Source organism: Kitasatospora sp. NPDC094016 (assembly GCF_040304045.1).
In the GTDB taxonomy this organism is placed as follows: Bacteria; Actinomycetota; Actinomycetes; order Streptomycetales; family Streptomycetaceae; genus Kitasatospora.
Window position 1 is genome coordinate 24,100 of record NZ_JBEOUK010000005.1, and the last position, 20,824, is coordinate 44,923.

The 20,824-nt window shown below is 75.4% G+C and carries 19 protein-coding genes; 6 read left to right on the forward strand and 13 right to left on the reverse strand.

The window, feature by feature from the left end:
- Positions 1 to 78: 78 nt before the first annotated feature.
- Entirely contained in the window at positions 79 to 684 is a 606-nt protein-coding gene (locus ABT015_RS06705; RefSeq protein ID WP_350877463.1) for a TIGR03086 family metal-binding protein, read from the reverse strand.
- 235 nt (positions 685 to 919) lie between these two features.
- Here ABT015_RS06705 and ABT015_RS06710 point away from each other — a divergent pair, with 235 nt between their 5' ends.
- On the forward strand, positions 920 to 2,329 hold the full coding sequence (locus ABT015_RS06710) for an MFS transporter (protein ID WP_350877465.1): 1,410 nt from the start codon (positions 920 to 922) through the stop codon (positions 2,327 to 2,329).
- A gap of 25 nt (positions 2,330 to 2,354) precedes the next feature.
- Here ABT015_RS06710 and ABT015_RS06715 read toward each other — a convergent pair whose 3' ends face one another.
- Entirely contained in the window at positions 2,355 to 2,798 is a 444-nt protein-coding gene (locus ABT015_RS06715) for a MarR family winged helix-turn-helix transcriptional regulator (protein WP_350877467.1), read from the reverse strand.
- Between the two features lie 100 nt (positions 2,799 to 2,898).
- Between ABT015_RS06715 and ABT015_RS06720 the strand changes: the two genes are divergently transcribed.
- Complete coding sequence (locus ABT015_RS06720; protein ID WP_350877469.1) at positions 2,899 to 3,732, forward strand: AraC family transcriptional regulator; 834 nt, start codon at positions 2,899 to 2,901, stop codon at positions 3,730 to 3,732.
- Here the strand turns inward: ABT015_RS06720 and ABT015_RS06725 are convergent.
- The 4 genes from ABT015_RS06725 to ABT015_RS06740 form a co-directional block, all read right to left on the reverse strand.
- On the reverse strand, positions 3,695 to 4,666 hold the full coding sequence (locus ABT015_RS06725) for an ABC transporter substrate-binding protein (protein ID WP_350877471.1): 972 nt from the start codon (positions 4,664 to 4,666) through the stop codon (positions 3,695 to 3,697). The genes ABT015_RS06720 and ABT015_RS06725 overlap by 38 nt on opposite strands.
- A 67-nt stretch (positions 4,667 to 4,733) precedes the next feature.
- The gene (locus ABT015_RS06730) at positions 4,734 to 5,540 is read right to left on the reverse strand and encodes an ABC transporter ATP-binding protein (RefSeq protein WP_063348212.1); all 807 of its coding nucleotides are present in this window, start codon (positions 5,538 to 5,540) and stop codon (positions 4,734 to 4,736) included.
- Positions 5,540 to 6,616 carry a FecCD family ABC transporter permease gene (locus ABT015_RS06735; RefSeq protein WP_350877474.1) on the reverse strand — a complete coding sequence of 359 codons (1,077 nt, stop codon included), beginning with the start codon at positions 6,614 to 6,616 and terminating at the stop codon, positions 5,540 to 5,542. Before ABT015_RS06735 ends, ABT015_RS06730 begins: the two co-directional genes overlap by 1 nt.
- Complete coding sequence (locus ABT015_RS06740; protein ID WP_350877476.1) at positions 6,613 to 7,644, reverse strand: FecCD family ABC transporter permease; 1,032 nt, start codon at positions 7,642 to 7,644, stop codon at positions 6,613 to 6,615. Before ABT015_RS06740 ends, ABT015_RS06735 begins: the two co-directional genes overlap by 4 nt.
- Before the next feature lie 100 nt (positions 7,645 to 7,744).
- Here ABT015_RS06740 and ABT015_RS06745 point away from each other — a divergent pair, with 100 nt between their 5' ends.
- On the forward strand, positions 7,745 to 8,371 hold the full coding sequence (locus ABT015_RS06745; RefSeq protein WP_350877478.1) for an HAD family hydrolase: 627 nt from the start codon (positions 7,745 to 7,747) through the stop codon (positions 8,369 to 8,371).
- Between the two features lie 16 nt (positions 8,372 to 8,387).
- Here the strand turns inward: ABT015_RS06745 and ABT015_RS06750 are convergent, their stop codons facing one another.
- A complete protein-coding gene (locus ABT015_RS06750; RefSeq protein WP_350877480.1) occupies positions 8,388 to 8,630 on the reverse strand; it encodes a hypothetical protein in 243 nt (80 codons plus the stop codon).
- Positions 8,631 to 9,103: 473 nt separating this feature from the next.
- On the opposite strand from ABT015_RS06750, the gene ABT015_RS06755 reads away from it, so the two are divergent.
- Positions 9,104 to 9,487 carry a cold-shock protein gene (locus ABT015_RS06755; protein ID WP_063348207.1) on the forward strand — a complete coding sequence of 128 codons (384 nt, stop codon included), beginning with the start codon at positions 9,104 to 9,106 and terminating at the stop codon, positions 9,485 to 9,487.
- A gap of 10 nt (positions 9,488 to 9,497) precedes the next feature.
- Here the strand turns inward: ABT015_RS06755 and ABT015_RS06760 are convergent, their stop codons facing one another.
- The 4 genes from ABT015_RS06760 to ABT015_RS06775 all read right to left on the reverse strand — a co-directional run bounded on the left by ABT015_RS06760 (position 9,498) and on the right by ABT015_RS06775 (position 13,087).
- The gene (locus tag ABT015_RS06760; protein WP_350877483.1) at positions 9,498 to 10,349 is read right to left on the reverse strand and encodes a 1,4-dihydroxy-6-naphtoate synthase; all 852 of its coding nucleotides are present in this window, start codon (positions 10,347 to 10,349) and stop codon (positions 9,498 to 9,500) included.
- Positions 10,342 to 11,106 carry a futalosine hydrolase gene (locus ABT015_RS06765; protein ID WP_350877485.1) on the reverse strand — a complete coding sequence of 255 codons (765 nt, stop codon included), beginning with the start codon at positions 11,104 to 11,106 and terminating at the stop codon, positions 10,342 to 10,344. Before ABT015_RS06765 ends, ABT015_RS06760 begins: the two co-directional genes overlap by 8 nt.
- 10 nt (positions 11,107 to 11,116) lie before the next feature.
- On the reverse strand, positions 11,117 to 11,647 hold the full coding sequence (locus tag ABT015_RS06770) for a hypothetical protein (protein WP_350877487.1): 531 nt from the start codon (positions 11,645 to 11,647) through the stop codon (positions 11,117 to 11,119).
- Between the two features lie 72 nt (positions 11,648 to 11,719).
- A complete protein-coding gene (locus ABT015_RS06775; RefSeq protein ID WP_502897275.1) occupies positions 11,720 to 13,087 on the reverse strand; it encodes an MFS transporter in 1,368 nt (455 codons plus the stop codon).
- A gap of 582 nt (positions 13,088 to 13,669) precedes the next feature.
- Here ABT015_RS06775 and ABT015_RS06780 point away from each other — a divergent pair.
- Together ABT015_RS06780 and ABT015_RS06785 are read left to right on the forward strand one after the other, a co-directional pair.
- Entirely contained in the window at positions 13,670 to 14,551 is an 882-nt protein-coding gene (locus tag ABT015_RS06780) for a DUF3027 domain-containing protein (RefSeq protein WP_350877758.1), read from the forward strand.
- A gap of 176 nt (positions 14,552 to 14,727) precedes the next feature.
- Positions 14,728 to 18,024, forward strand: coding sequence for a sacsin N-terminal ATP-binding-like domain-containing protein (locus tag ABT015_RS06785; RefSeq protein ID WP_350877489.1), 3,297 nt, complete (start codon positions 14,728 to 14,730; stop codon positions 18,022 to 18,024).
- A 4-nt stretch (positions 18,025 to 18,028) separates the two neighbouring features.
- Here ABT015_RS06785 and ABT015_RS06790 read toward each other — a convergent pair whose 3' ends face one another.
- Both ABT015_RS06790 and ABT015_RS06795 read right to left on the reverse strand, forming a co-directional pair.
- Positions 18,029 to 18,286 carry a hypothetical protein gene (locus tag ABT015_RS06790; protein WP_350877492.1) on the reverse strand — a complete coding sequence of 86 codons (258 nt, stop codon included), beginning with the start codon at positions 18,284 to 18,286 and terminating at the stop codon, positions 18,029 to 18,031.
- 57 nt (positions 18,287 to 18,343) lie between these two features.
- Positions 18,344 to 20,815: an HAD-IC family P-type ATPase gene (locus ABT015_RS06795; protein ID WP_350877494.1), complete on the reverse strand. Its 2,472-nt coding sequence runs from the start codon at positions 20,813 to 20,815 to the stop codon at positions 18,344 to 18,346.
- Positions 20,816 to 20,824 lie beyond the last annotated feature (9 nt).

Sequence of the window (20,824 nt, forward strand, 5' to 3'; positions counted from 1 at the left end):
CCAGGCCGCGCCCGGCTCCGCGCGTCCCGGCGGGCGGCGGGCTGAGGGCCTGACCGACCGACTGTCCGGCTCGGCCGTTCAGGCGCTCCAGCGCGGATCGCGCCCGGAGGTGGCCAGCGCACGGTCCAGTGCCGGGGCGCCGTCCGGCACCGCCACCGGGGCGGCGAAGCCGCCGTACTGGCGGTACAGCTCGGCGTTCTCCTCGACGACCTCCAGCACCAACTGCGCGAGCTCCTCGTCGATCCCGATCGGACCGCCCGTCGCCCGGGCGACGTCCCAGCCGTGCAGGACGAGCTCCGCGATCAGCATCCGGGCGATGCCCGCCGCCGGTGCCGGGGAGCCGCCGAGGTCGACGTCCCCTTCCCAGACGGCCGGGTCGGCCCAGGCCGCGACGGCCCGGTCCAACTGGGCCGCGTAGGCGGCGGGCCAGCCGGGGTCGGCGGTGAAGTCGTGGTCGATCAGTGCCTCGGGCAGTTCGGTGCGGCGGGCCCGGTGCTCCAGGCCGTGCGAGGTGTAGAGCACCCAGTGGTTGACGAGCGCGCGGGCGTCGAAGTCCGCGCAGGGTGTCGGGCCGTCCAGCGGGTGGTCGGCCGGGACGCCGTCGGCGATGCGGGCGGCGGCCGCGGCGGCGCAGGCCAGCAGGGGGTGCAGCGGGTGGGTGTCCGGGGTCGGGTGATCGTTCATGCCCCGATCCTGCGCCGGTCGGGGCCGCCTGGTCTTGAAGAAACGCGACGGCCGGCGCTCTGGCCGGGAGCATCGGGTCGGGGCTCGCCGCGGCCCGCCCCGACTGCGGCGAACCCTTCAAAATGGGCAGGCTGCCTGCTAATGTTCAGCAGGCAGCCTGCCTATCTCCGCCGGGATCTCCCCAGCAGGCCCCGCCCCGTCGCAGAGGTCCCGGAGGAAGCGGAAGGAACCCGGCATGCCTCTCCCCGGCGACACCCGCACCCCGCGGCAGACGACCCCGGCGCCCGCCGGCAACCCCTTCGGCCCGCGCTTCGTGGCCCCGCTGTACCTGGGAGCCTCGCTCAACCCGGTCAACAGCTCGATCATCGCGACCGCGCTGGTGGCCATCGCGGCCGCCCTGCACCTCCCCGTCGGGGACACCGCGGTCCTGATCTCCTGCCTGTACCTCACCAGCGCGCTGGCCCAGCCCGCCGCCGGGCGGCTCGCCGAGGAGTTCGGGCCCCGGCGGATCTTCGTCGCCGGCATCGTGCTGGTGTTCGCGGCCGGGATCGTCGGCACGCTGGCCCACTCGATGGCCGCCCTGATCGCGGCCCGGGTGCTGATCGGCGCGGGCACCTCGGCCGGCTACCCGGCCGCGATGCTGCTGATCCGCCGCCGCGCCGAACAGGCCGGCCACCGGACCCCGCCGCGCGGGGTGCTCGGCGGCCTGGCGATCACCGGCGCCGCCACCGTCGCCGTCGGCCCCGCCCTCGGCGGGCTGCTGGTGGGCTGGTTCGGCTGGCAGACCGCCTTCTGGATCAACATTCCGGTCGCCGCCGTCGCCCTGGTCCTGGCCGTGGTCGGGATCGCGCCGGACCCCGATCCGCTGCGCCTCGGTTCACCCCGCGCCCTCGCCTCCCGCCTCGACCTGCCCGGCATGCTGGGCTTCGGGGGCTCGCTGACCGCCCTGATGGTCTTCCTCGCCGCCCTGCCGCGCCGGGACTGGCCCGCGCTCGCCGCCGCCCTCGTCCTCGCCGCCGTGCTGGTCGGCTGGGAACTGCGCGCCGCCCACCCGTTCCTCGACGTCCGGCTGCTCGCCTCCAACGGGGCCCTGACCCGCACCTACGTGCGCAACGGCCTGACACTGATGGGGACGTACGTGATCCTCTACGGGCTCACCCAGTGGCTGGAGGCGGCCCGCGGGCTGTCCGCCTACCAGGCCGGCCTCGCGCTGATGCCGATGGGCGTCCTCAGCGCCGTGACCGCCCGGGTGGTGGCACGACGGACGGGCGTGCGGCTGCCGTTGATCGTCTGCGCGGTGCTGCTGCTGCTCGGCGCGGTGGCCGTGCTGTTCGTGGGCGGCGGCACCCCGATGGCGGCGGTCGTCGCCGTCAGCGCGGTGTTCGGCCTGACCTCCGGCGCCGGGGCGGTGGCCAACCAGACGGTCCTCTACCGGGAGGCCCCCGCCGAGACGGTCGGCACCGCCTCCGGACTGCTGCGCACCTTCGGCTACCTCGGCTCCATCGCCTCGGCGGCGATCACCGGCACCGCCTTCCACGACCGGGTGGGCGACGCCGGCCTGCACTCCATCGCCTGGGTGCTGGTCGCGATCTCCGCCCTCCTCCTCGTCCTGACCGTCTGCGACCGCCGACTCGCCGAGTCCTAGCCACCGCAGGCGAACCGGACACGCCCTAGCTGTCCGCCAGGCGGTTCATGATCTCGGCGGCCCGGTCGAGCGTCTTGCGCTCGCCGGCCCGGAGGGTGGAGCCGATCACCGAGGCCAGCCACGCCTCCCGCGCCGCCGGGATCCGCTCGCTCAGGTCGGCTCCGGCCGGGGTCGCACTGAAGAGGGACTTGCGCCCGTCGTTCGGGTCCTTGGCGGCGCTGACCAGGCCGCCGGCCCGCAGCGCGGCCACGGTCTCCGCCATGGACTGGCGGCGCACGTGCTCGGCCTGGGCGAGTTCGGTCACCGTTGCCGGACCCTGCTGCACGACGCGGCGCAGGGTGGTCAGGTGCGACCAGTTCCACGGCAGGTCGTCGATCGGGGCCTCGGTGCGCAGCCGTGCCCGCAGCCGCGTCATCGCGCGCATCAGCTCGACGGCGGTGTCCTCGGGCGGGGCCGGTTCACTACTCACCGCGCCAGCTTATGGCAGGGCACGGCCGCCCCGACCAGCGCCGGAACCCCGGCGTCGCGGGCCCGGGAAGACCGGCCGGACAGGATCTAGCCTGGCCGGTATGGACTCTTCCGGTCTCGGACGCGGCGTGCTCCACCCCGCCCGCGCGGCGGAGGCGGTCAGGGTGGAGCGGCGCGCGCCCGCCCCCGCCGTGGCGCGCTTCGTCGAGTTCTACTGGCTGGTCCGCTGGGACCTGCGCGGCCGGCCCCCGTACGAGCAGAAGGTGCTCGCCCACCCGAACGTGCACCTGGTCTTCGAGGCCCCGCGGGCCCGCGTCCACGGGGTCGACCGGTCGCTCTTCGTCCGCCGCCTGGAGGGCGCCGGGCACGTGCTGGGCGTGAAGTTCCGGCCGGGCGCGTTCCGTTCGTTCGCCGGGCATCCGGTGGCCGCCCTCGCGGACCGGTCGGTGCCCGCGGCCGCCTACTTCGGCCCGGAGGCGGACCGGCTCGACGAGGACGTCCTCGGCGAGCGGTCGCGGGACCAGGCCGCCCTCGTGGACGCCTTCCTGCTGCCCCGGCTGCCCGCGCCCGACCCGGTCGCGCAGGAGGTCGCCGCGATGGTGGAGCGGATCACCGGCACCCCCGACCTGTGCCGGGTCGACGACCTGGCGCGGGAGTTGGGCCTCACCGTCCGCCGGCTGCAGCGGCTGTTCGCCGAGTACGTCGGCGCCTCCCCGAAGTGGGTGCTGCGCCGCGCCCGCCTCCACGAGGCCGCCGAACGCGCCGACGCGGGCGGCGCGTTGGACCTGGCGGCGCTCGCGGCCGAACTCGGGTACGCGGATCAGGCCCATCTCACCCGCGACTTCACGGCTGCCGTCGGTACCTCCCCGGCCCGCTACGCCGACGCCGCGCGGCGGGTCACGCCCCCAGGAAGCGCTGCAGTTCGGCCAGCATGAAGTTGGCGCCGGTGTACCCGATCCCCTGGAACCACAGCTGGTCGTCCACCGGGAACGCCCGGTGCGCCTTGACCGCCCCCAGCGCCTGCCAACCCGGGCTCTCCAGCGCGGCGTTGGTGCCGGCCAGATTCGGGTCGCCGGAGGTGGCGTACAGCAGCAGGTCGCCGTCCGCCTTCGCGATCTGGTCGAGCGGGATCTCGACGTCGGACTGGTCGACGTTCTGCGCGTCCGGCCGCCCCACCTGGGCGTCCGACAGCACGATCCCGGGGAAGCTCTGTTTTCCGAACAGCCGGATCCCGCCGCCCTCCACGAACCGCACCAGGCTGACCTTCTGGCCGGACGCCTTCGCCGCCGACAGGGCCTGCACCACCTGGTTGGCGTGCCGCTGGTACGAGGAGACGAAGGCCGCCGCCGCGGCCTCCCGGCTCAACGCCTGGGCGTGCACCTGGAAGTCGGCCTTCCACGGCGCGCCGGTGGTCTGGGTGAGCACGGTCGGCGCGATCTCCCGCAGCTGGTCGTAGCGGTCGCCGTCGCGCGCCTGGTTGGAGAGGATCAGGTCCGGCCGCAGCGCCCGGATCGCGACCAGGTCCGGGGCGCCGGCCAGGCCGACCCGGTGGATCCCGGCGACCCGGGAGGCCGGCCAGTAGCTCGGGAACCGGATGTCGGCGGCCGGCAGCGCGGCGCCCACCGGGGTGATGCCGAGGGTCAGCGCCGAGTCCAGCACGTCCGTGTCGAGGACGACCACCCGCAGCGGCTCGCCCGGCACCAGTACCGGCCCGGTGGCCGCGTCCACCGTGACCGGCGGTACCGGGGTGGGCGAGGCGGAGGCGCCCAGGCCGTCGGCGGTCGGCGGTGCCGACCGTCCGGTCGTGCAGGCCGCGAGCGCGGCCCCGCCGAGACCGGCGAGGAACGAACGGCGGGCGATCCGGTGCATCGGCGGTCCTCGGGCGGTGAGGCTTCGGGGGCGCGCCGATTATGTCCGGTTTGGTGAGGAATTGTCGTCAGGCGTCCACGGCCGCCGCCCACGGGGCCCCCGGAACGACCAACGGCGTACCCGTCACCGGGTCCGGCACCACCACCGACTCCAGCCCGAACACCTCCCGCACCAGTTCGGCCGTCACCACCTCGGTCGGCGCGCCCTGCGCCACCACCCGGCCGTCCCGCATCGCCACCAGGTGGTCCGCGTACCGGGCCGCCTGGTTGAGGTCGTGCAGCACCGCCACCACCGTCCGGCCGCGTTCGACGTTCAGCCGGCGGACCAGGTCCAGCACCTCCACCTGGTGCGCGATGTCCAGGTAGGTGGTCGGCTCGTCCAGCAGCAGGATGTCCGTGCCCTGCGCCAGCGCCATCGCGATCCACGCCCGCTGCCGCTGGCCGCCGGACAGCTCGTCCATGCTGCGCTCGGCCAGCTCCGCCGTGGACGTCCGCTCCAACGCCTCCGTCACCGCCGCCTCGTCCTCCGGCGACCACTGCTGCCACCAGCTCTGGTGCGGCTGGCGGCCCCGCGAGACCAGGTCCGCCACCGAGATGCCCTCGGGCGCCGTCGGCGACTGCGGCAGCAGGCCCAGCCGCTGGGCGATCCGCTTCGTCGGGATCCGCGCCAGCTCCTCGCCGTCCAGCAGCACCGCGCCCCGGACCGGCTTCAGCAGGCGTCCCAGGGCCCGCAGCAGCGTCGACTTGCCGCAGGCGTTCGGGCCGACGATCACCGTCACCCGCCCGTCCGGGATGCCGACGTCCAGGCCCTCGACGACCGTGCGCGCCTCGTAGGCCAGGGTGAGGCCCCGGGCCTCGAGACGGTGAGCGGACATCAGGAACCTCCACGACGGGAACGGATCAGCAGCCACATCAAGTACGGCGCGCCGACCAGGCCGGTCACCACGCCCACCGGCAGCTCGGTCGGCGCCATCAGCCGCCGGGCGATCAGATCGGCCAGTACGACCACCAGCGCGCCCGTCAGCGCCGAGCAGAACAGCGGGACCTGCGCGGACCGGACCAGCCGCAGCGCGATCTGCGGGGCCATCAGCGCCACGAAGTCCACCGGTCCGGCGGCGCCCGCCGCGCACGAGGCGAGCACGATGCCCAGCAGCGCCATGCCGAGGCGGATCCGGTCCAGCCGCAGGCCCAGACCGACGGCCGTCGCGTCGTCGAAGGAGATCGAGCGTTGCGCCCGAGCCGCCCACAGGACGACGGGCACGGCGGCGAGCAGCACCCAGGCCAGCCAGTCGGCCTGGTCGTAGCCGGCGCCGTTCAGGCTGCCCGTCATCCAGACCTTCGCGGCCTGCGCCTGGAAGCCGTCGCCCTTGGTCAGGAACACGGAGGTCAGCGAGGACAGGGCCACGCTGATCCCGATCCCGATCAGCACGAAGCGCTGCGCGTGCAGGCCGCGCCGCCACGCCAGCGCGTACACCAGCAGCCCGGCCACCAGCCCGCCCGCCACCGCCGCGTACGGGGCCTGCCCGGTCGAGCCGACCACGCCGTACGCCATCAGCCCGACGACGGTGGCGGTCGCGCCCCAGGTCACGCCCACCACGTCGGGGCTGGCCAGCGGATTGCGGGCGACGGTCTGGATCAGCGCCCCGGCCAGTCCCAGCGCGGTGCCGACCAGCAGGCCCACGACCACCCGGGGCAGCCGGAACTCGCCGACCACCAGCTCGTGCGGGCTCGGCTGCCCGAGCACCACCTTCACCACGTCGACCGGCGACACGGCCGACTCGCCCAGGCAGAGCGAGGCGACGACCGTCCCGGTCAGCGCGACCAGCAGGCCCAGCGCCACCACCGCCGACCGGCGGTGCAGCAGCACGGACGCCCGACCGGCCCGCAGCACGGTGTACCCGCGCGGGGAGACGGCGCCGCGCCCGACGGTTCGCACGCCCTGCGCGCTCATGACGCGACCACCTTCCGGCGGCGCACCAGCGCGACCAGGACCGGGACGCCGACGAGCGCCGTCATCACGCCCGCCGGGACCTCCGACGGCGGGAAGAGGACCCGCCCCAGGGTGTCGGCGAGCAGCAGCAGGGCCGGGCCGAGGACGGCGGAGAAGGCGAGCACCCAGCGGTGGTCCGCGCCGGCGACGGCCCGCGCCGCGTGTGGGACGGCGAGGCCGACGAAGGCGATCGGCCCGGCGGCCGCGACGGCCGAGCCGGTCAGCACCGTCGCGCCGAGCGCGCCGACCGCCCGGACCAGGCCGGTCTTGGCGCCGAGGCCCTTGGCGGTGTCCTCGCCGAGCGCGAGCGCGTCCAGGCCGCGGGCCACCGCGACCACCAGCACGGTGCCGACGGCGAGGAACGGCAGCAGCTGCCAGGCCACGTCCGAGGTCCGCCCGGAGAGCGAGCCGACGTGCCAGAAGCGGAACTGGTCCATGGTGGCCGCGTCGGTCGTCAGCACCATGGTGTTGAGCGAGGCGATGAACGCGGACATCGCCGAACCGGCCAGTGCCAGCTTGATCGGCGTGGCCCCGCCCCGGCCGCGCCCGGCCAGGCCGTACACGAGCACGGTGGCGATCACGGCGCCCGCGAAGCCGAACCAGACGTAGCCGGTGAGGGTGGAGACGCCGAAGCCGGAGATGGCGAGGACCACGCCTGCCGCCGCGCCCTGGGAGACACCGAGGATGCCGGGGTCGGCGATCGGGTTGCGGGTGAGCCCCTGCATGACGGCCCCGGCGAGGCCGAGCGCCGCGCCGACGGCCAGTCCGACGACGGTGCGCGGCACCCGCAGCTCGCGGACGACGACGGCGTTGGCCGTGTCGCCGCCGTGCAGCAGGGCGTCGAGGGTGTCGCCGAAGGGGATGGTGCGGCTGCCGACCGCCAGGCTCAGCAGCACCGCGGCGGCCAGGACGGCCAGCGCGGCGGCGAGCCACAGTATTCGGTGGCGCGCTGTCCGTCGCGCGCCGGGTGGCGCGGTGGTGTCGGTCATGGGCCCTCTCCGCAGACAACTCAGGTAAACCTAAGTTCCCGTCGGAAGCCGGGGCAAATTGCCTCGGCCCCCCGAACCGCCCGTTGGATAGCCTGGCGGCATGCCCGAGACCCGCACCGCCCCGCTCACCGTCGGCTTCGACCTCGACATGACGCTGCTGGACACCCGGCCGGGGATCCACGCCACCTACCTGGCGCTCGCGGCCGAGACCGGCGCCCGCATCGACGCGGACCTGGTGGTCACCCGGCTCGGCCCGCCGCTGCTGGACGAGATCCGCAACTGGTTCCCGGAAGCCGAGGTGGAGCGCGCCGCCACCCGCTACCGCGAGCTCTACCGCGACCTCGCCTTCGCTCCGACCGTCGCCCTCCCCGGCGCGCACGCCGCCGTCGAGGCGGTCCGCGACCACGGCGGCCGGGTCGCGGTGATCACCGGCAAGTACGAGCCGAACGCCCGCCTCCACCTGGAGCACGCCGGGCTGCACGCGGACGCGCTGGTCGGCGACCTCTGGGCGGAGACCAAGGGCGAGGCGCTGCGCGAGCACGGCGCGAGCATCTACGTCGGCGACCACCTCGGCGACATCCGGGGCGCCCGGCGCGCGGACGCCGTCGCGGTGTGCGTGGCCACCGGCCCGTACAGCGCGGACGAACTGCGCGCGGCCGGGGCGGACGTGGTGCTGGCGGACCTCACCGGCTTCCCGGCCTGGCTCGACGCCCACCTGGCCGGCTGAGCCCCGGCCCCTGGTCCTAGGACGCGCCCGCGGACTCCACCCGGCGGCGCTGGGCCCGAGCGTTCAGGAACAGCCCGGTCAGCGCGGCCAGGAAGCCCGCCGGCATCAGCATGCTCAGCCAGTACGCGGCCGTCGGCAGCGGCGTCAGGTGCAGGAACAGCGGGACGAAGGTGACCAGGGTGGCGAGCGCGCCCAGACCGAAGACGATCGTTCCGGCCTTGACGTACACGTCGCCGGGGTCGGCGCTCTGGCTGCTCACGTCTGCTCGCTCCTCGGGGCTGGTCGGGCCGGTCCGTCCAGTCTGGCAGAGCGGCCGCCGGCCCCCGCCACCGGAGCGGTTCGGTCACGTTGCGCAGTTTCTCGGAAGCTGAACGTTTTGATCCCTGCTGGGCGGGGGTATGCAGGGGGTGCCGAGGGGTGCGACACGTGCGCCCCGTTTCCTCAGACCCGGGGGTGTGAGCCGATGGACCGCGCTGAGCCGCGCCCCGGCCGTGCCAGTACCGGGTCGCCCGTGATCGCGAGAACGCCGCGCCCGTACCGGCCCCAACGGGCCTTGGAACGCGGATCTTTCGCGGAACGCGGATGAGGCAGTGACGGACCGTTAGTCTGCTCCTGACAGCGTGCTGACCATGAGCGCCCGCGGGCGCCGAGCCGAGGTCGGCTGCCTTCCCCACCACCCAGTGATCCCCGGCCAGGGCCGGGATCCCTCACACCCATTCGAGGACTGTCGAGATGCCCACCGGCCAGGTCAAGTGGTTCAACGAGACGAAGGGCTTCGGCTTCCTGTCGCGCGACGACGGCGGCGACGTCTTCGTCCACACCAAGGCGCTGCCCGCCGGTGTCACCGTGCTGAAGCCGGGCCAGCGGGTCGAGTTCGGCGTGGTCGCCGGCCACCGCGGCGACCAGGCGATGGCCGTGCAGCTGCTGGACGCACTGCCGTCGGTGGCCGCCGCCCAGCGCAAGAGCGCCGACGACATGGCGCCGATCGTCCAGGACCTGATCACCACGCTGGACGCGGTGCTGCCGGGCCTCCAGCACGGCCGCTACCCGGCCAAGGCGACCGGCCAGAAGCTGGCCGGCCTGCTGCGCGCGGTGGCCGACCAGTTCGACGTCTGACCGAGGGGGATCAGAACGCCAGCGCACCCGGGTCGAGCGGGGGCACCAGCCCCTCCGCGGCGGCCCGGGTGAGCAGCGCGCGGACGGCCGCGTAGCCCTCCTCGCCGAGCTCCGCGGTGAACTCGTTCACGTACAGGGCGATGTGCTGGTCGGCGACGGCCGGGTCCATCTCCTGCGCGTGCGCCAGCACGTACTCCCGGCTGGCGTCCGGGTCCGCCCAGGCCTGCCGGACGGAGGCGCGGACGGCGTCGGCGAGCGCGCGCAGCCGTTCGGCGCCGAGCGAGCGCCGGGCGACGATCGCGCCGAGCGGGATCGGCAGGCCGGTCTCCTGCTCCCAGGCCTCGCCCATGTCGGCCAGGCTGTGCAGGCCGTACTGCCGGTACGTGAACCGGGCCTCGTGGATCACCAGACCGGCGTCCACCCGGCCGTCCCGGACGGCGGGCATGATCTCGTGGAACGGCAGGACGACGATCTCGCCGAAGCCGCCCGGCACCGCCTTCGCGGCCCAGAGCCGGAACAGCAGGTACGCGGTGGAGCGCTCGGACGGCACCGCCACCGTCTTGCCGGTGAGGTCCGCAGGGGCGTCCGTGCCCGGCCGGGTGAGCACCAGCGGGCCGCAGCCGCGCCCCAGCGCGCCGCCGCAGGGCAGCAGGGTGTACTCGTCCAGGACCCAGGGCAGCGCGCCGTAACTGATCTTCAGGACGTCCAGTTCGCCGCGCTCGGCCAGGCCGTTGGTGACGTCGATGTCCGCGAAGGTCACCTCGGGGGTGTCCGCCCCGGGCACCAGGCCGTGCGCCCAGGCGTGGAAGACGAAGGTGTCGTTCGGGCAGGGCGAGTACGCGATGCTCAGCCGTTCAGCCACGGCCGGCCTCCTCGATCAGTTCGTGGACGGGCAGTGCGGCGAAGGCCCGCTCCAGGGCGGCCAGCGCCTCGCCGATCCGCCAGGCTGCCCGGTCGCGCGGGCCGACCGGGTTGGAGACGGTCCGCAGTTCGAGCACCGGCACGCCGTACCGGGCGGCGGCCTCGGCCACCCCGAAGCCCTCCATCGCCTCGGCCAGGGCGCCCGGGTGGCGGGCGGCCAGCGCGGCGGCCCGCGCGGCGCTGCCGGTCACGGTGGAGACGGTCAGTACCGGGCCGGTGGCGGCGCCCAGGGCCCGGGCGGCCAGCGCGACGGCGGCCGGGGGAGGGGTGTGCCGGACGGTGCCGAAGCCCAGTTCGGTGACGTCGGCGAAGCCCTCGGGGGTCTCGGCGCCGAGGTCGGCGGTGACGATCGCGTCGGCCAGCACGGTGGTGCCGACCGGGGCGTGCGGGGCGAACCCGCCGGCGATCCCGGCCGAGACGACCAGGCCGTAGCGGCCCCCCGAGGCCGACTGTGCCCCCAGCGCGGCGGAGGCGGCGGCCGCGGCGGCGGCCGGGCCGACCCCGCCCGCCAGGACGTCCACCGGGGCGCCCGCGGCCCGGTGCAGCGCACCGCCGGGCAGTGGCAGCACGGTGGCCGGGCCGGGCAGGCCGCGCAGGACGGCCTCGGCCTCGGCGGGCACCGCGACGACGACGAGCAGCCGGGCCCGGTCGGGGCCCGACTGCTCGTTGCGCTCGTCCGCGACGGCGTGTGCGGTCATCGCGGGAACGTCAGCTGTCCTGGGTGTTCAGCTGGAAGTACCAGACGGCGACCGGGTTGTCCGAGTTCTTGTCGCCCTCGACCACGGTGACCAGGGTCTTGCCGGAGGCGTTCAGCACCTGGCTCGCCGGCTGGGAGCCGGAGAAGGTCGGGCCCTTGGCGTAGGAGAACAGGCTGAAGCGCCCGCCCTGGCCCTGCGAGCCGCCGTTGGTGAAGGCCCACCAGCCCGTGTCGGCCACGTTCGGGGAGACGCCGACGCCGACCCGGTCGCTCACCACGACGTCGGAGGTCGGGAGGGTGCCCTCCGCGAGGGCCTGGGTGGCCTTCTGCTGGCACTCCTGCTGCAGGTCCTCCGTGATCGGGCTGCCGCCGTTGAAGCACAGCGGGTCCGCGACGATCGAGGAGTTGCCGACCGTGAGGGTCGCGCGGTGGGAGCTGTGCTCGGTCTGGCCGCTCGCGATGGCGACGGACGTGCCGACCGTGGCAGCACCGACCACGACGACGGCGCCGAGGGCGGCGATGGCACGGGTATTGAGGCTCATGCGTCAGAATCTACCGGGCTTCGTCGATCACGCTACGCGGGGGTCGGCCACCGCGTGTTGCCCGTGGCCGGTTCAGGCCACCCGGGGTGCCGTCGGGCGCCGCCGCAGGCCCACCCGGAACAGCGTGCGGACCGTCCACAGCAGCATCAGACCCACCACCCCGGCGGCCACCGACAGACCCAGCACGCCGTTCAGCGGCAGCAGGATGCCGACCGCGCCGCCGGCCACCCAGGACAGCTGGAGCAGCGTTTCCGACCGCGCGAACGCCGAGGTCCGCACCGCCTCCGGGACGTCCCGCTGGATCAGCGCGTCCAGCGACAGCTTGCCCAGCGAGGCCGCCACCCCGGCCACGCCGGCGACCAGGACCACCGTCACCACGCCGTACCAGAGCGCGGCCGCCGCCGTCGCGCCGGTCGCCAGCAGCAGCATCGCGGTGACCGTCGCCTCCGGGCCCCGGGTGCGCAGCCAGGAGCCCAGCACCGAACCCAGCGCGTTGCCCGTCCCCGCCGCGAGCGCCACCAGGCCCAGCGCCAGCGTCGGCCGCAGGCCCCCGATCGGCTCGTCGCGCAGCAGGAACGCCAGGAACATCACCAGGAAGCCGACCAGCCAGCGCAGCGCCGACATCGCCCGCAGCGCCAGGACCACCGACGGGCCGACGGTGCGCAGCGAGGCCTTCGGGGCCCGGGTGTCCTCCGACGCCCGCTCGCCGTGGACCTCGCCGCGCAGCTCGCCGCGCATCTCGGCGTGCAGGAGGGCACGCTGCTCGCCCTTGGCGGAGTCCACCGCGTGCGGCAGGTGGAAGGCCATCAGGGTGCCGATCACGAAGACCAGGAACGCGCCGCGCAGCGGCCAGCCCGGCCCGATCAGGTGCAGCAGACCGCCCACCCCGGCCGCCGCCCCGGTGGCCAGCAGTCCGGCCAGGGTGACCCGGGAGTTCGCCTTCACCAGCGACAGCCGGCTCGGCAGCAGCCGCGGCACCACCACGCTGCGCACCACCCCGTACGCCTTGGACGCCACCAGCACGCCCAGCGCCTCCGGGTACAGCGCCAGGCCGCCGCCGGTGATCACCCCGGCCATCGTCCAGGCCAGCACCGCCCGGGCCAGCATCGACATGGCCATCGCCGCCCGGCGGCCGTGCGGCAGCCGGTCCAGCAGCGGGCCGATCACCGGGGCCAGCAGGGCGAACGGGGCCATCGTGATCAGCAGGTACAGCGACACCCGGCCGCGGGCCTCGCCGGTGGGCACGGAGAAGAAGATGGTCGAGGCCAGCGCGACGGTGATCAGCATGTCGCCGAAGGAGTTCAGCGCGTGCAGCTCGATCAGCTTCGCCAGGCCGGATTCGCCCGCGCCCTCCGCGGAGGTGGCCTTGCGGATCCGGCGGCCGGTGCCGTGCACCACCCGGCCGGTGCGGGCGCCGGCGGCGGAGGCGGTCCGGACCAGGAGGTTGCGGCTCGGCTCGGGATCCTCTTCGCCGGGGTGCCCGTCCAGGGCGGCGAGCTGGCGGACGTGGCCGGCCGGGTCGGCGCCGGTGTCGGTCAGGGTGGCGGTCGCGGCGGCGGTCTTGACGAGACTCACGGGGGCGGCGGGCGACTCGAAATCGCCCCCCGGCTGCGGTTCGCCCGCAGCGGGGGCCGGAGACTGCTGTCGCGGCACGGCGTCCGCCTGGTCGGGGCTGCCGGCCTGCGAGGCGTGCAGTGCGTGCTGCGACGGGTCCTCGTCCGCCACATGCCCATCCTGCCCCAGAATCGCCGCAGCGACGCGGGAATCCACCCCCCTCGGCGCGGCCCCGGAACGGCCGCCACCGCCCCGGACTGTGCCGGGGCGCCGACCGGCGGGTAGCCTGCCCAAGGGCCGCGCGCCGAGCGCCGGGGCGCCGGCAGGCCCGGACGAGCGGCGCGGCCGGTATCCGCGGCGGCCCCTGGTCGCGCAGAATGGACAAGGGACTATCGAGCCGCGACGGAACAGGCAACACGCCGTGGGCGACAGAAGAACTGGGAGAGAATCGACGCCGTGAGTGCTGCGATGCGAAGCCGTACCCCCGATCGGCTCTGTGCCGAGGCCGTCGAACTCGCCCGGAAGGCGGCCGAGGAGGCCGTCGGCCCGGAGACCGTCGGACCACATCTCGGCGCCCAGGCGGACGCCGACCGCGTCGTCACCCACACCTTCGAGTGCCTGGACGCCGCCTACCGTGGCTGGCACTGGGCGGTCACCGTCGCCCGCGCCCCGCGCGCCAAGAACGTCACCCTCGACGAGGTCGTCCTGCTGCCCGGCGCCGACGCCGTCCTCGCCCCCCAGTGGGTGCCGTGGAGCGAGCGGCTGCGCCCCGGCGACATGGGCCCGGGCGACCTGCTGCCCACCGGCGCCGACGACGCGCGCCTGGAGCCCGGCTGGAGCGGGGAGGACGAGCCCGCCCCGAACTCCGCGGTCGCCCTCGCGGCCGAGGAGGACGTGGTCGTCACCGACCCGGGCATCCAGCCCGCCCCGGCCCGGGCCCAGATCAACGCCGTCGCCGAGGAGCTCGGCATGGGCCGCAGCCGGGTGCTCTCCCGGCTCGGCCTGCACCTGGCCGCCGACCGCTGGGAGAAGGCGCACGGCGCGCAGACGCCGATGGCGCAGGCCGCGCCCGCCGCGTGCGGCAGCTGCGGCTTCCTGATCCCGATCGGCGGCTCGCTCGGACAGGCCTTCGGCGTGTGCGGCAACGAGTTCGGGCCGGCGGACGGGCAGATCGTCTCCTTCGCGTACGGCTGCGGCGGGCACTCCGAGGCGGCCGTCATCCCGGCCCCGCCGGCGCCGTCCGAGCTGATCCTGGACGAGCTGGTGGTCGAGCCGATGCAGCTGCACCCGGACCGCACCTCCGGCTCGGTCGAGCCGGACGCCCCGGCGGAGGAGCTCGGGCACTCCTGACCTGGCCTGTCGTCGCTCACGGCCCGCCCCACCGAACCGGTGGGGCGGGCCGCGGCGTTCGTGCGGGTGGGGGCCCTGCGGGCGCCCGGCGGCGGGGGCGCGGTCCGGAGCAGCGGCCGGGGCGGGGGAGAATGCCCCCCGTACGAAGTACAGGGCGGCGGAAGGCGGCAGGTCCAGTGGAACCTCGGATCATCGGCAGCGGCACGGACGAGCACCTCGCGGACCCCTTCGGTAGCGCCGCGCTGCGCCGGCGGGTGCTGGACGCCTGGGCCGCCTCGCCGGCCCGGTTCCGGGAGGACGCCAACGCCGAGGAGGAACTCGCGCTCGGCGGCTACCGCGACCGCCTGGTCGTCGAGTTGGCGCAGAACGCGGCCGACGCGGCGGTCCGGGCCGGGCACGGGCCCGGCCGGCTGCGGCTCACCCTCGCCGACGGCGTGCTCGCCGCCGCCAACACCGGGGCCCCGCTGGACGCGGCCGCCGTCGAGTCGCTGTCCACCCTGCGCGCCTCCTCCAAACGCGGTGAGACGCCCGCCGTCGGCCGGTTCGGCGTCGGCTTCGCCGCCGTCCTCGCCGTCACCGACGAACCCGCCGTGCTCGGCGCCGCCGGCGGGGTGCGCTGGTCGCTCGGCGAGGCCCGCTCGCTGGCCCAGGCGCAGCCCGCGCTGGCCGAGGAACTGCGCCGCCGGGACGGTCACGTGCCGCTGCTGCGGCTGCCGTTCGCCGCCGAGGGCCCGGCCCCCGAGGGCTACGACACGGTGGTCGTGCTGCCGCTGCGGGACGCCGCCGCCGAGGACCTGACCCGCCGTCTGCTCGCCGGCATCGACGACGCGCTGCTGCTCACCCTGCCCGGCCTCGGCGAGGTCGTGGTGGAGACCCCGGAGGGCACCCGGACGCTCACCCGCGCCGCCGCCGAGCCCCGCCCGGACGGCGTCACCGAGGTCACCGTGACCGACGACGCGGACGGCCGGCCGCGGCGGACCCGCTGGCAGACCGCCGGCGCCACCGGCACCCTGGCCGCCGAGCTGCTCGCCGACCGCCCCACCGAGGAGCGCGCCCGCCCGTACTGGACGGTCACCTGGGCCGTCCCGGTCGCCGCCGACGGCACCCCGCAGGCGCCCGGCATCGCGCCGGTGCTGCACGCGCCCACGCCCAGCGACGAGCCGATCGGCCTGCCCGCGCTGCTCATCGCCTCCTACCCGCTGGACTCCACCCGCCGGCACGTCGCCCCCGGCGCGCTCGCCGACTTCCTCACCGAGCGCGCCGCCGACAGCTACGCCGACCTGCTGCGCGCCCGCGGCGCCGACCTCGGCTCGCTCGGTCTCGTCCCCGGGCCGCTCGGCCAGGGCGCGCTCGACAACGCGCTCCGCGGGGCCGTCCTCTCCCGACTGCCCGGCACGCCGTTCCTGCCGCACCCGGCGCCGGTGGAGGCGGGCACGCCCGCGCTGCGCCCCCGGGACGCCACCCTGCTGGAGGGCGCGGACGGTTCGGTGGTCGAGGCGCTGGCGCCGATCTTCCCCGGGCTGCTGCCGGCCGGGCTGGAGCGCCGCACCGAGCTGCGGGTGCTGAACGTGCGCCGGGTGCCGCTGGCCGACGTGGTCGACCAGCTCGGCGGCCTGGACCGCGAGCCCTCCTGGTGGCGCAACCTGTACGCGGCGCTCGGCGCCGCCGACCCGGAGTCGCTCGGCGCGCTGCCCGTCCCGCTGGCCGACGGCCGGACCATCACCGGGCCCCGGCGCGTCCTGCTGCCCTCCGAGGACGCCGACTGGGCGGCCTTCCCCGGCTACCCCGAGTCGCTGGCCGACGCGCTCGCCGCCCTCGACCTGCGGCTCGCCCACCCCGAGGCCGCCCACCCGCTGCTCGCCAAGCTCGGCGCCGGCACCGCCACCCCGGCCGGGGTGCTCGACACCCCCGAGGTGCGGGCCGCCGTCGCCCGCTCCTACCAGGTGGCCGAGGACGACGTCGAGGCCGCGCTCGAACTGGCCGACGCCGTCCTGGCGCTGGTCAAGGTCGCCGGCCCGGCCGCCGGCGAGCACCCCTGGCTGGCCCGGCTGGCCCTGCTCGACGACGAGGGCGAGCCCGCCCGCGCCGGTGAACTCGTCCTGCCCGGCAGCCCGTTCGCGGCCCTCGCCCGCGAGGAGGACGCCGGCTGGGTGGATGACGAGCTGCTGGAGCGCTGGGGTCCGGAGGTGCTCGCCGCCGTCGGCGTGCTCGCCGACTTCGTCCTCGTCCGCGCCGAGGACGTGGTGCTCGACCCGGACGACCTGGAACGGCTCGACCCCACCGCGCCCGCCGACCGCGCGGCCGGCGGCCACCCCACCGGGCTGCTCGACGAGGCGCCCGACGGCCTCGCCGACTGGGCCGAGGACGCCCTCGAAGCCTTGCAGGCCGACGACGTCGCGGGCGTCCCGCCGGTGGCCGCCGAACTGCTGGCCGTCCGCGACCTCGACCTGGTCGACGACGACGCCTGGCCGGAGGCGCTCGCCGCGCTCTCCCGCCCGCCGTACCGGGACGCCGTGGTCAACCCCGTCCGCACCCTGCTGCCGGACGGCTCCTACACCGACCTGCCGCCGTACACCGCCTGGTGGCTGCGCGACCACCCGGTGCTGGACGGCCGCGAGCCCGCCGGGCTGCGCGCGGCCGGTGCCGACCCGCTGCTGCGCGGCCTCTACGACGAGGCCCGGACGACCCTGGACGAGCAGTTCCTGCACGCGCTCGGGGTGCGCACCACGCTGGCCGCGCTGCTCGCCGAACCGCACGGCCCGGACGAGGTGCTGGATCGGCTCACCGATCAGGCCTCCGATGTCGGCCACCGCCAACTGCACGGCCTGCACAGCGCGTTGGCGCGGGTCGAGATCGAGCGGATCGAACCGGTCGACGTGGTGCGGGCGCTGCCGCCGCTCGACCCGGACACCGGCCGCCGGCCGGCCCACACGGTGATCGTCGACTCCTCCAGGGCGGTCGTCGCCGACGCGCCCGACCTCGTCCAGCTCCTGCACCCGTACCCGCTGGTGCCGGTCGCCCCGGCGCTCGCCGCCGACCTCGCCGAGCGGCTGCACGTCTCGCTCGCCAGCGAGGTGGCGGGCGGTCGGGTGCTCTCCGAGGGCGTGCTGCACCGGGTCCCCGCCGTGGTGCGGGAGCTGCTGCCCGGCTGCCCGGTCGCCTACGAGGAGCACGAGGAGCTGCTGGTGGTCGGCCCGGACGGCAACGACGCCGCCGTGGAGTGGCGTTGGGACGTCGAGGCGGACGCCCCGGAGGCGCCCTACGACCCGGACGCGGCCGAGGCCGCCGACGAGGACGACGAGTTCGAGCTCCCGCCGGTGCCCGGGCTGCTGCACGCGGCCACCCCGGAGGGCCTGGCGGCCGGGCTCGCCTGGTCGGTCGGGCAGTGGCACCGGCGGTTCGAGGTGCTGGCCGCGCTCACCGATCCGGACCGGGCGTACGAGCTGTCCTCGGCGCGGGACTTCGAGGGCTGAGCGCTCAGCGGGCCCGCCCGCGGCGCTTGAACCGCAGGTAGACGACGGTGGTGGTGGCCAGCCAGACGGCCGCCACCAGGGCCTTCACGGCCGTCGGCACCCACGGCAGCGCCGGGGCGGTCACCTCGCCGGCGTTCGTCAGCCAGCGGCCGCCCACCAGGGCCAGGACCGTCAGTCCGGCGGCGAGCAGGCCGGCCAGGAAGGCGGCGAAGGCCTCCACCTGCCCGGTCTCGCGCTCGGTCTCCCCACCTGTGCGGGCCATGTCGGCACCCCCTTCCGCGATCCATCATCCAGGCCGCGGGCCGGGGGTGCCAGGGCCTCACTCCATCCCGCGGCGCTTCATGACGCGCCAGGCGATCTCCAGGGCCAGGCCGCAGACCACCGCGATGCCGACGCCGACCAGGGGGTCGCGGAGGCCGACCAGCGAGAGCTGGAAGAACTCCGACAGCCAGGGCACCAGCAGGACCAGGGCGAAGGCGCCGCCCATGGTGCCGATCAGCAGCAGGCGCCACCAGTTGTAGGGGCGGGCGACGATGGCGAGCACCCAGATGGCGATCAGGAAGAGCGTGAGGGTGGCCACGCTGGTGTCGGCCTTGAGGTCGGTCGCGTGGTCGGCGCGGGCCAGCGCGTAGGCGACGAAGGTGCCGGTGCCGGCGATGACGCCGCCCGGCACGGCGAGCCGCAGGACGCGCTTCACGAAGCCGGTGCGGGCCCGCTCGTTGTTGGGGGCGAGGGCGAGGAAGAAGGCCGGGATACCGATGGTGAGGGTGGAGAGCACGGTGGAGTGCCGGGGCAGGAACGGGTACGGCGAGTGGGTGAAGATCACCAGCAGGGCCAGCAGGACCGAGTAGACCGTCTTCACCAGGAACAGGCCCGCGACCCGCTCGATGTTGCCGATCACCCGGCGGCCCTCGGCGACCACCGAGGGCAGGGTGGCGAACGAGTCGTTGAGCAGCACGATCTGGGCGACCGCCTTGGTGGCGTCGCTGCCGGTGCCCATCGCCACGCCGATGTCGGCGTCCTTGAGCGCGAGCACGTCGTTGACGCCGTCGCCGGTCATCGCCACGGTGTGTCCGCGGGACTGCAGGGCGGCGACCAGCTGGCGCTTCTGCTGCGGGGTGACCCGGCCGAAGACGGTGGTCCGTTCGGCCGTGTCGGCGAGGGCGTCCGGCTCGGCGGGCAGCGTCCGGGCGTCCAGCGGGTGGTCGGCGCCGGGCAGGCCGAGGTGGCCGGCGACCGCGCCGACCGAGACGGCGGCGTCGCCGGAGATGACCTTGGCCTGCACCTGCTGGCCCTCGAAGTAGCGCAGGGTCTCGGCGGCGTCGTGGCGCAGCCGCTGCTGGAGCACCACGAGGGCGAGCGGGGCGAGCCCGGCGGCCGGGTCGGGGGAGTCCAGCGGGGTGGGGGTGCGGCCGAGCAGCAGCACCCGCAGGCCCTTGGCGCCCAGCTCGTCGACCTCGGTGAGCGCCGGGTGCCCGGCGGGTAGCAGCACGTCGGGGGCGCCGAGCAGCCAGCTGGCCTCGCCGCCCTGCGGCTCCAGCAGTTGCACGCCGCTCCACTTGCGGGCGGAGGAGAACGGCATCGCCTCGATCACCCGCCAGCCGTCGACGGCCGGGGAGCCGCCCGCCCCCGGGGCGCCGTCGCCGCGCCCGTAGGCGTCGATGACGGCCTGCATGGAGGGGTTGGGGCGGGCGTCGGCGCCGGCCATCACGCCGAGCGCGTGCTTGATGGTGTCCGGGTCGAGGGCGCCGGGCTCGCCGTCGGTGAGGACCCGCAGGTCGACGACGTCCATGCCGCCCTCGGTGAGGGTGCCGGTCTTGTCCAGGCAGACGGTGTCGACCCGGGCCAGGCCCTCGATCGCCGGGAGCTCCTGGACCAGGCACTGCTTGCGGCCCAGCCGGATCACACCGATCGCGAAGGCGACCGAGGTCAGCAGGACCAGCCCCTCGGGGACCATCGGTACGATCCCGGCCACCATCCGGCGCACGGCCTCGCGCCAGTCGCGGCCCTCGACGGCCAGCTGGCTGATGATCAGGCCGATGGCGGTGGGGATCAGCAGGTAGGTGATGAAGCGCAGGATGCTGTTGATGCCGCTGCGCAGCTCCGACTTCACCAGGGTGAACCGGCTGGCCTCCTCGGCGAGCTGCGCCGCGTACGCCTCGCGGCCGACCCTGGTGGCGGTGAACGCGCCCGCGCCGGCCACCACGAAGCTGCCGGACATGACCTGGTCGCCGGGCTGCTTGAGGACGGGGTCGGGCTCGCCGGTGAGCAGCGACTCGTCGATCTCCAGGCCGTCCGCCTCGGTGACCTCGCCGTCGACGATCACCTTGTCGCCGATGCCGAGCAGCACCGTGTCGTCGAGCACGATCTCGGCGACGGCGATCTGTTCGACGGTGCCGTCCCGGCGGACCTCGGGGCGGGCCTCGCCGATCAGGGCCAGGCTGTCCAGGGTCTTCTTGGCGCGCAGCTCCTGGATGATGCCGATCGCCGTGTTGGCGACGATGACCAGGCCGAACAGGCCGTCCTGGAGCGGACCGACGATCAGGATGATCCCGAACATCACGCCGATGATCGCGTTGAAGCGGGTGAAGACGTTGGCCCGGACGATCTCCTTGGCGGAGCGGCTGGACCGTACGGGGATGTCGTTGACCTGTCCGAGCGCGATCCGTTCGGCCACCTCGGCGGAGGTCAGTCCGCCGCGTCGGCCGGGCAGCAGCCCGAGGGGGTGCGCACCGTCGGGGCGGTCGGCGTCGCCGGGCTGCTCTTCCGCGGGGTGGGCAGGCTGCGTCATGGCACCGAC

Coding starts and splice junctions, on each gene's coding strand:
- ABT015_RS06705 (WP_350877463.1), bottom strand. CDS start 684: ATGAACGATCACCCGACCCCGGACACCCACCCGCTGCACCCCCTGCTG.
- ABT015_RS06710 (WP_350877465.1), top strand. CDS start 920: ATGCCTCTCCCCGGCGACACCCGCACCCCGCGGCAGACGACCCCGGCG.
- ABT015_RS06720 (WP_350877469.1), top strand. CDS start 2,899: ATGGACTCTTCCGGTCTCGGACGCGGCGTGCTCCACCCCGCCCGCGCG.
- ABT015_RS06725 (WP_350877471.1), bottom strand. CDS start 4,666: ATGCACCGGATCGCCCGCCGTTCGTTCCTCGCCGGTCTCGGCGGGGCC.
- ABT015_RS06730 (WP_063348212.1), bottom strand. CDS start 5,540: ATGTCCGCTCACCGTCTCGAGGCCCGGGGCCTCACCCTGGCCTACGAG.
- ABT015_RS06735 (WP_350877474.1), bottom strand. CDS start 6,616: ATGAGCGCGCAGGGCGTGCGAACCGTCGGGCGCGGCGCCGTCTCCCCG.
- ABT015_RS06740 (WP_350877476.1), bottom strand. CDS start 7,644: ATGACCGACACCACCGCGCCACCCGGCGCGCGACGGACAGCGCGCCAC.
- ABT015_RS06745 (WP_350877478.1), top strand. CDS start 7,745: ATGCCCGAGACCCGCACCGCCCCGCTCACCGTCGGCTTCGACCTCGAC.
- ABT015_RS06755 (WP_063348207.1), top strand. CDS start 9,104: ATGCCCACCGGCCAGGTCAAGTGGTTCAACGAGACGAAGGGCTTCGGC.
- ABT015_RS06765 (WP_350877485.1), bottom strand. CDS start 11,106: ATGACCGCACACGCCGTCGCGGACGAGCGCAACGAGCAGTCGGGCCCC.
- ABT015_RS06770 (WP_350877487.1), bottom strand. CDS start 11,647: ATGAGCCTCAATACCCGTGCCATCGCCGCCCTCGGCGCCGTCGTCGTG.
- ABT015_RS06780 (WP_350877758.1), top strand. CDS start 13,670: ATGCGAAGCCGTACCCCCGATCGGCTCTGTGCCGAGGCCGTCGAACTC.
- ABT015_RS06790 (WP_350877492.1), bottom strand. CDS start 18,286: ATGGCCCGCACAGGTGGGGAGACCGAGCGCGAGACCGGGCAGGTGGAG.
- ABT015_RS06795 (WP_350877494.1), bottom strand. CDS start 20,815: ATGACGCAGCCTGCCCACCCCGCGGAAGAGCAGCCCGGCGACGCCGAC.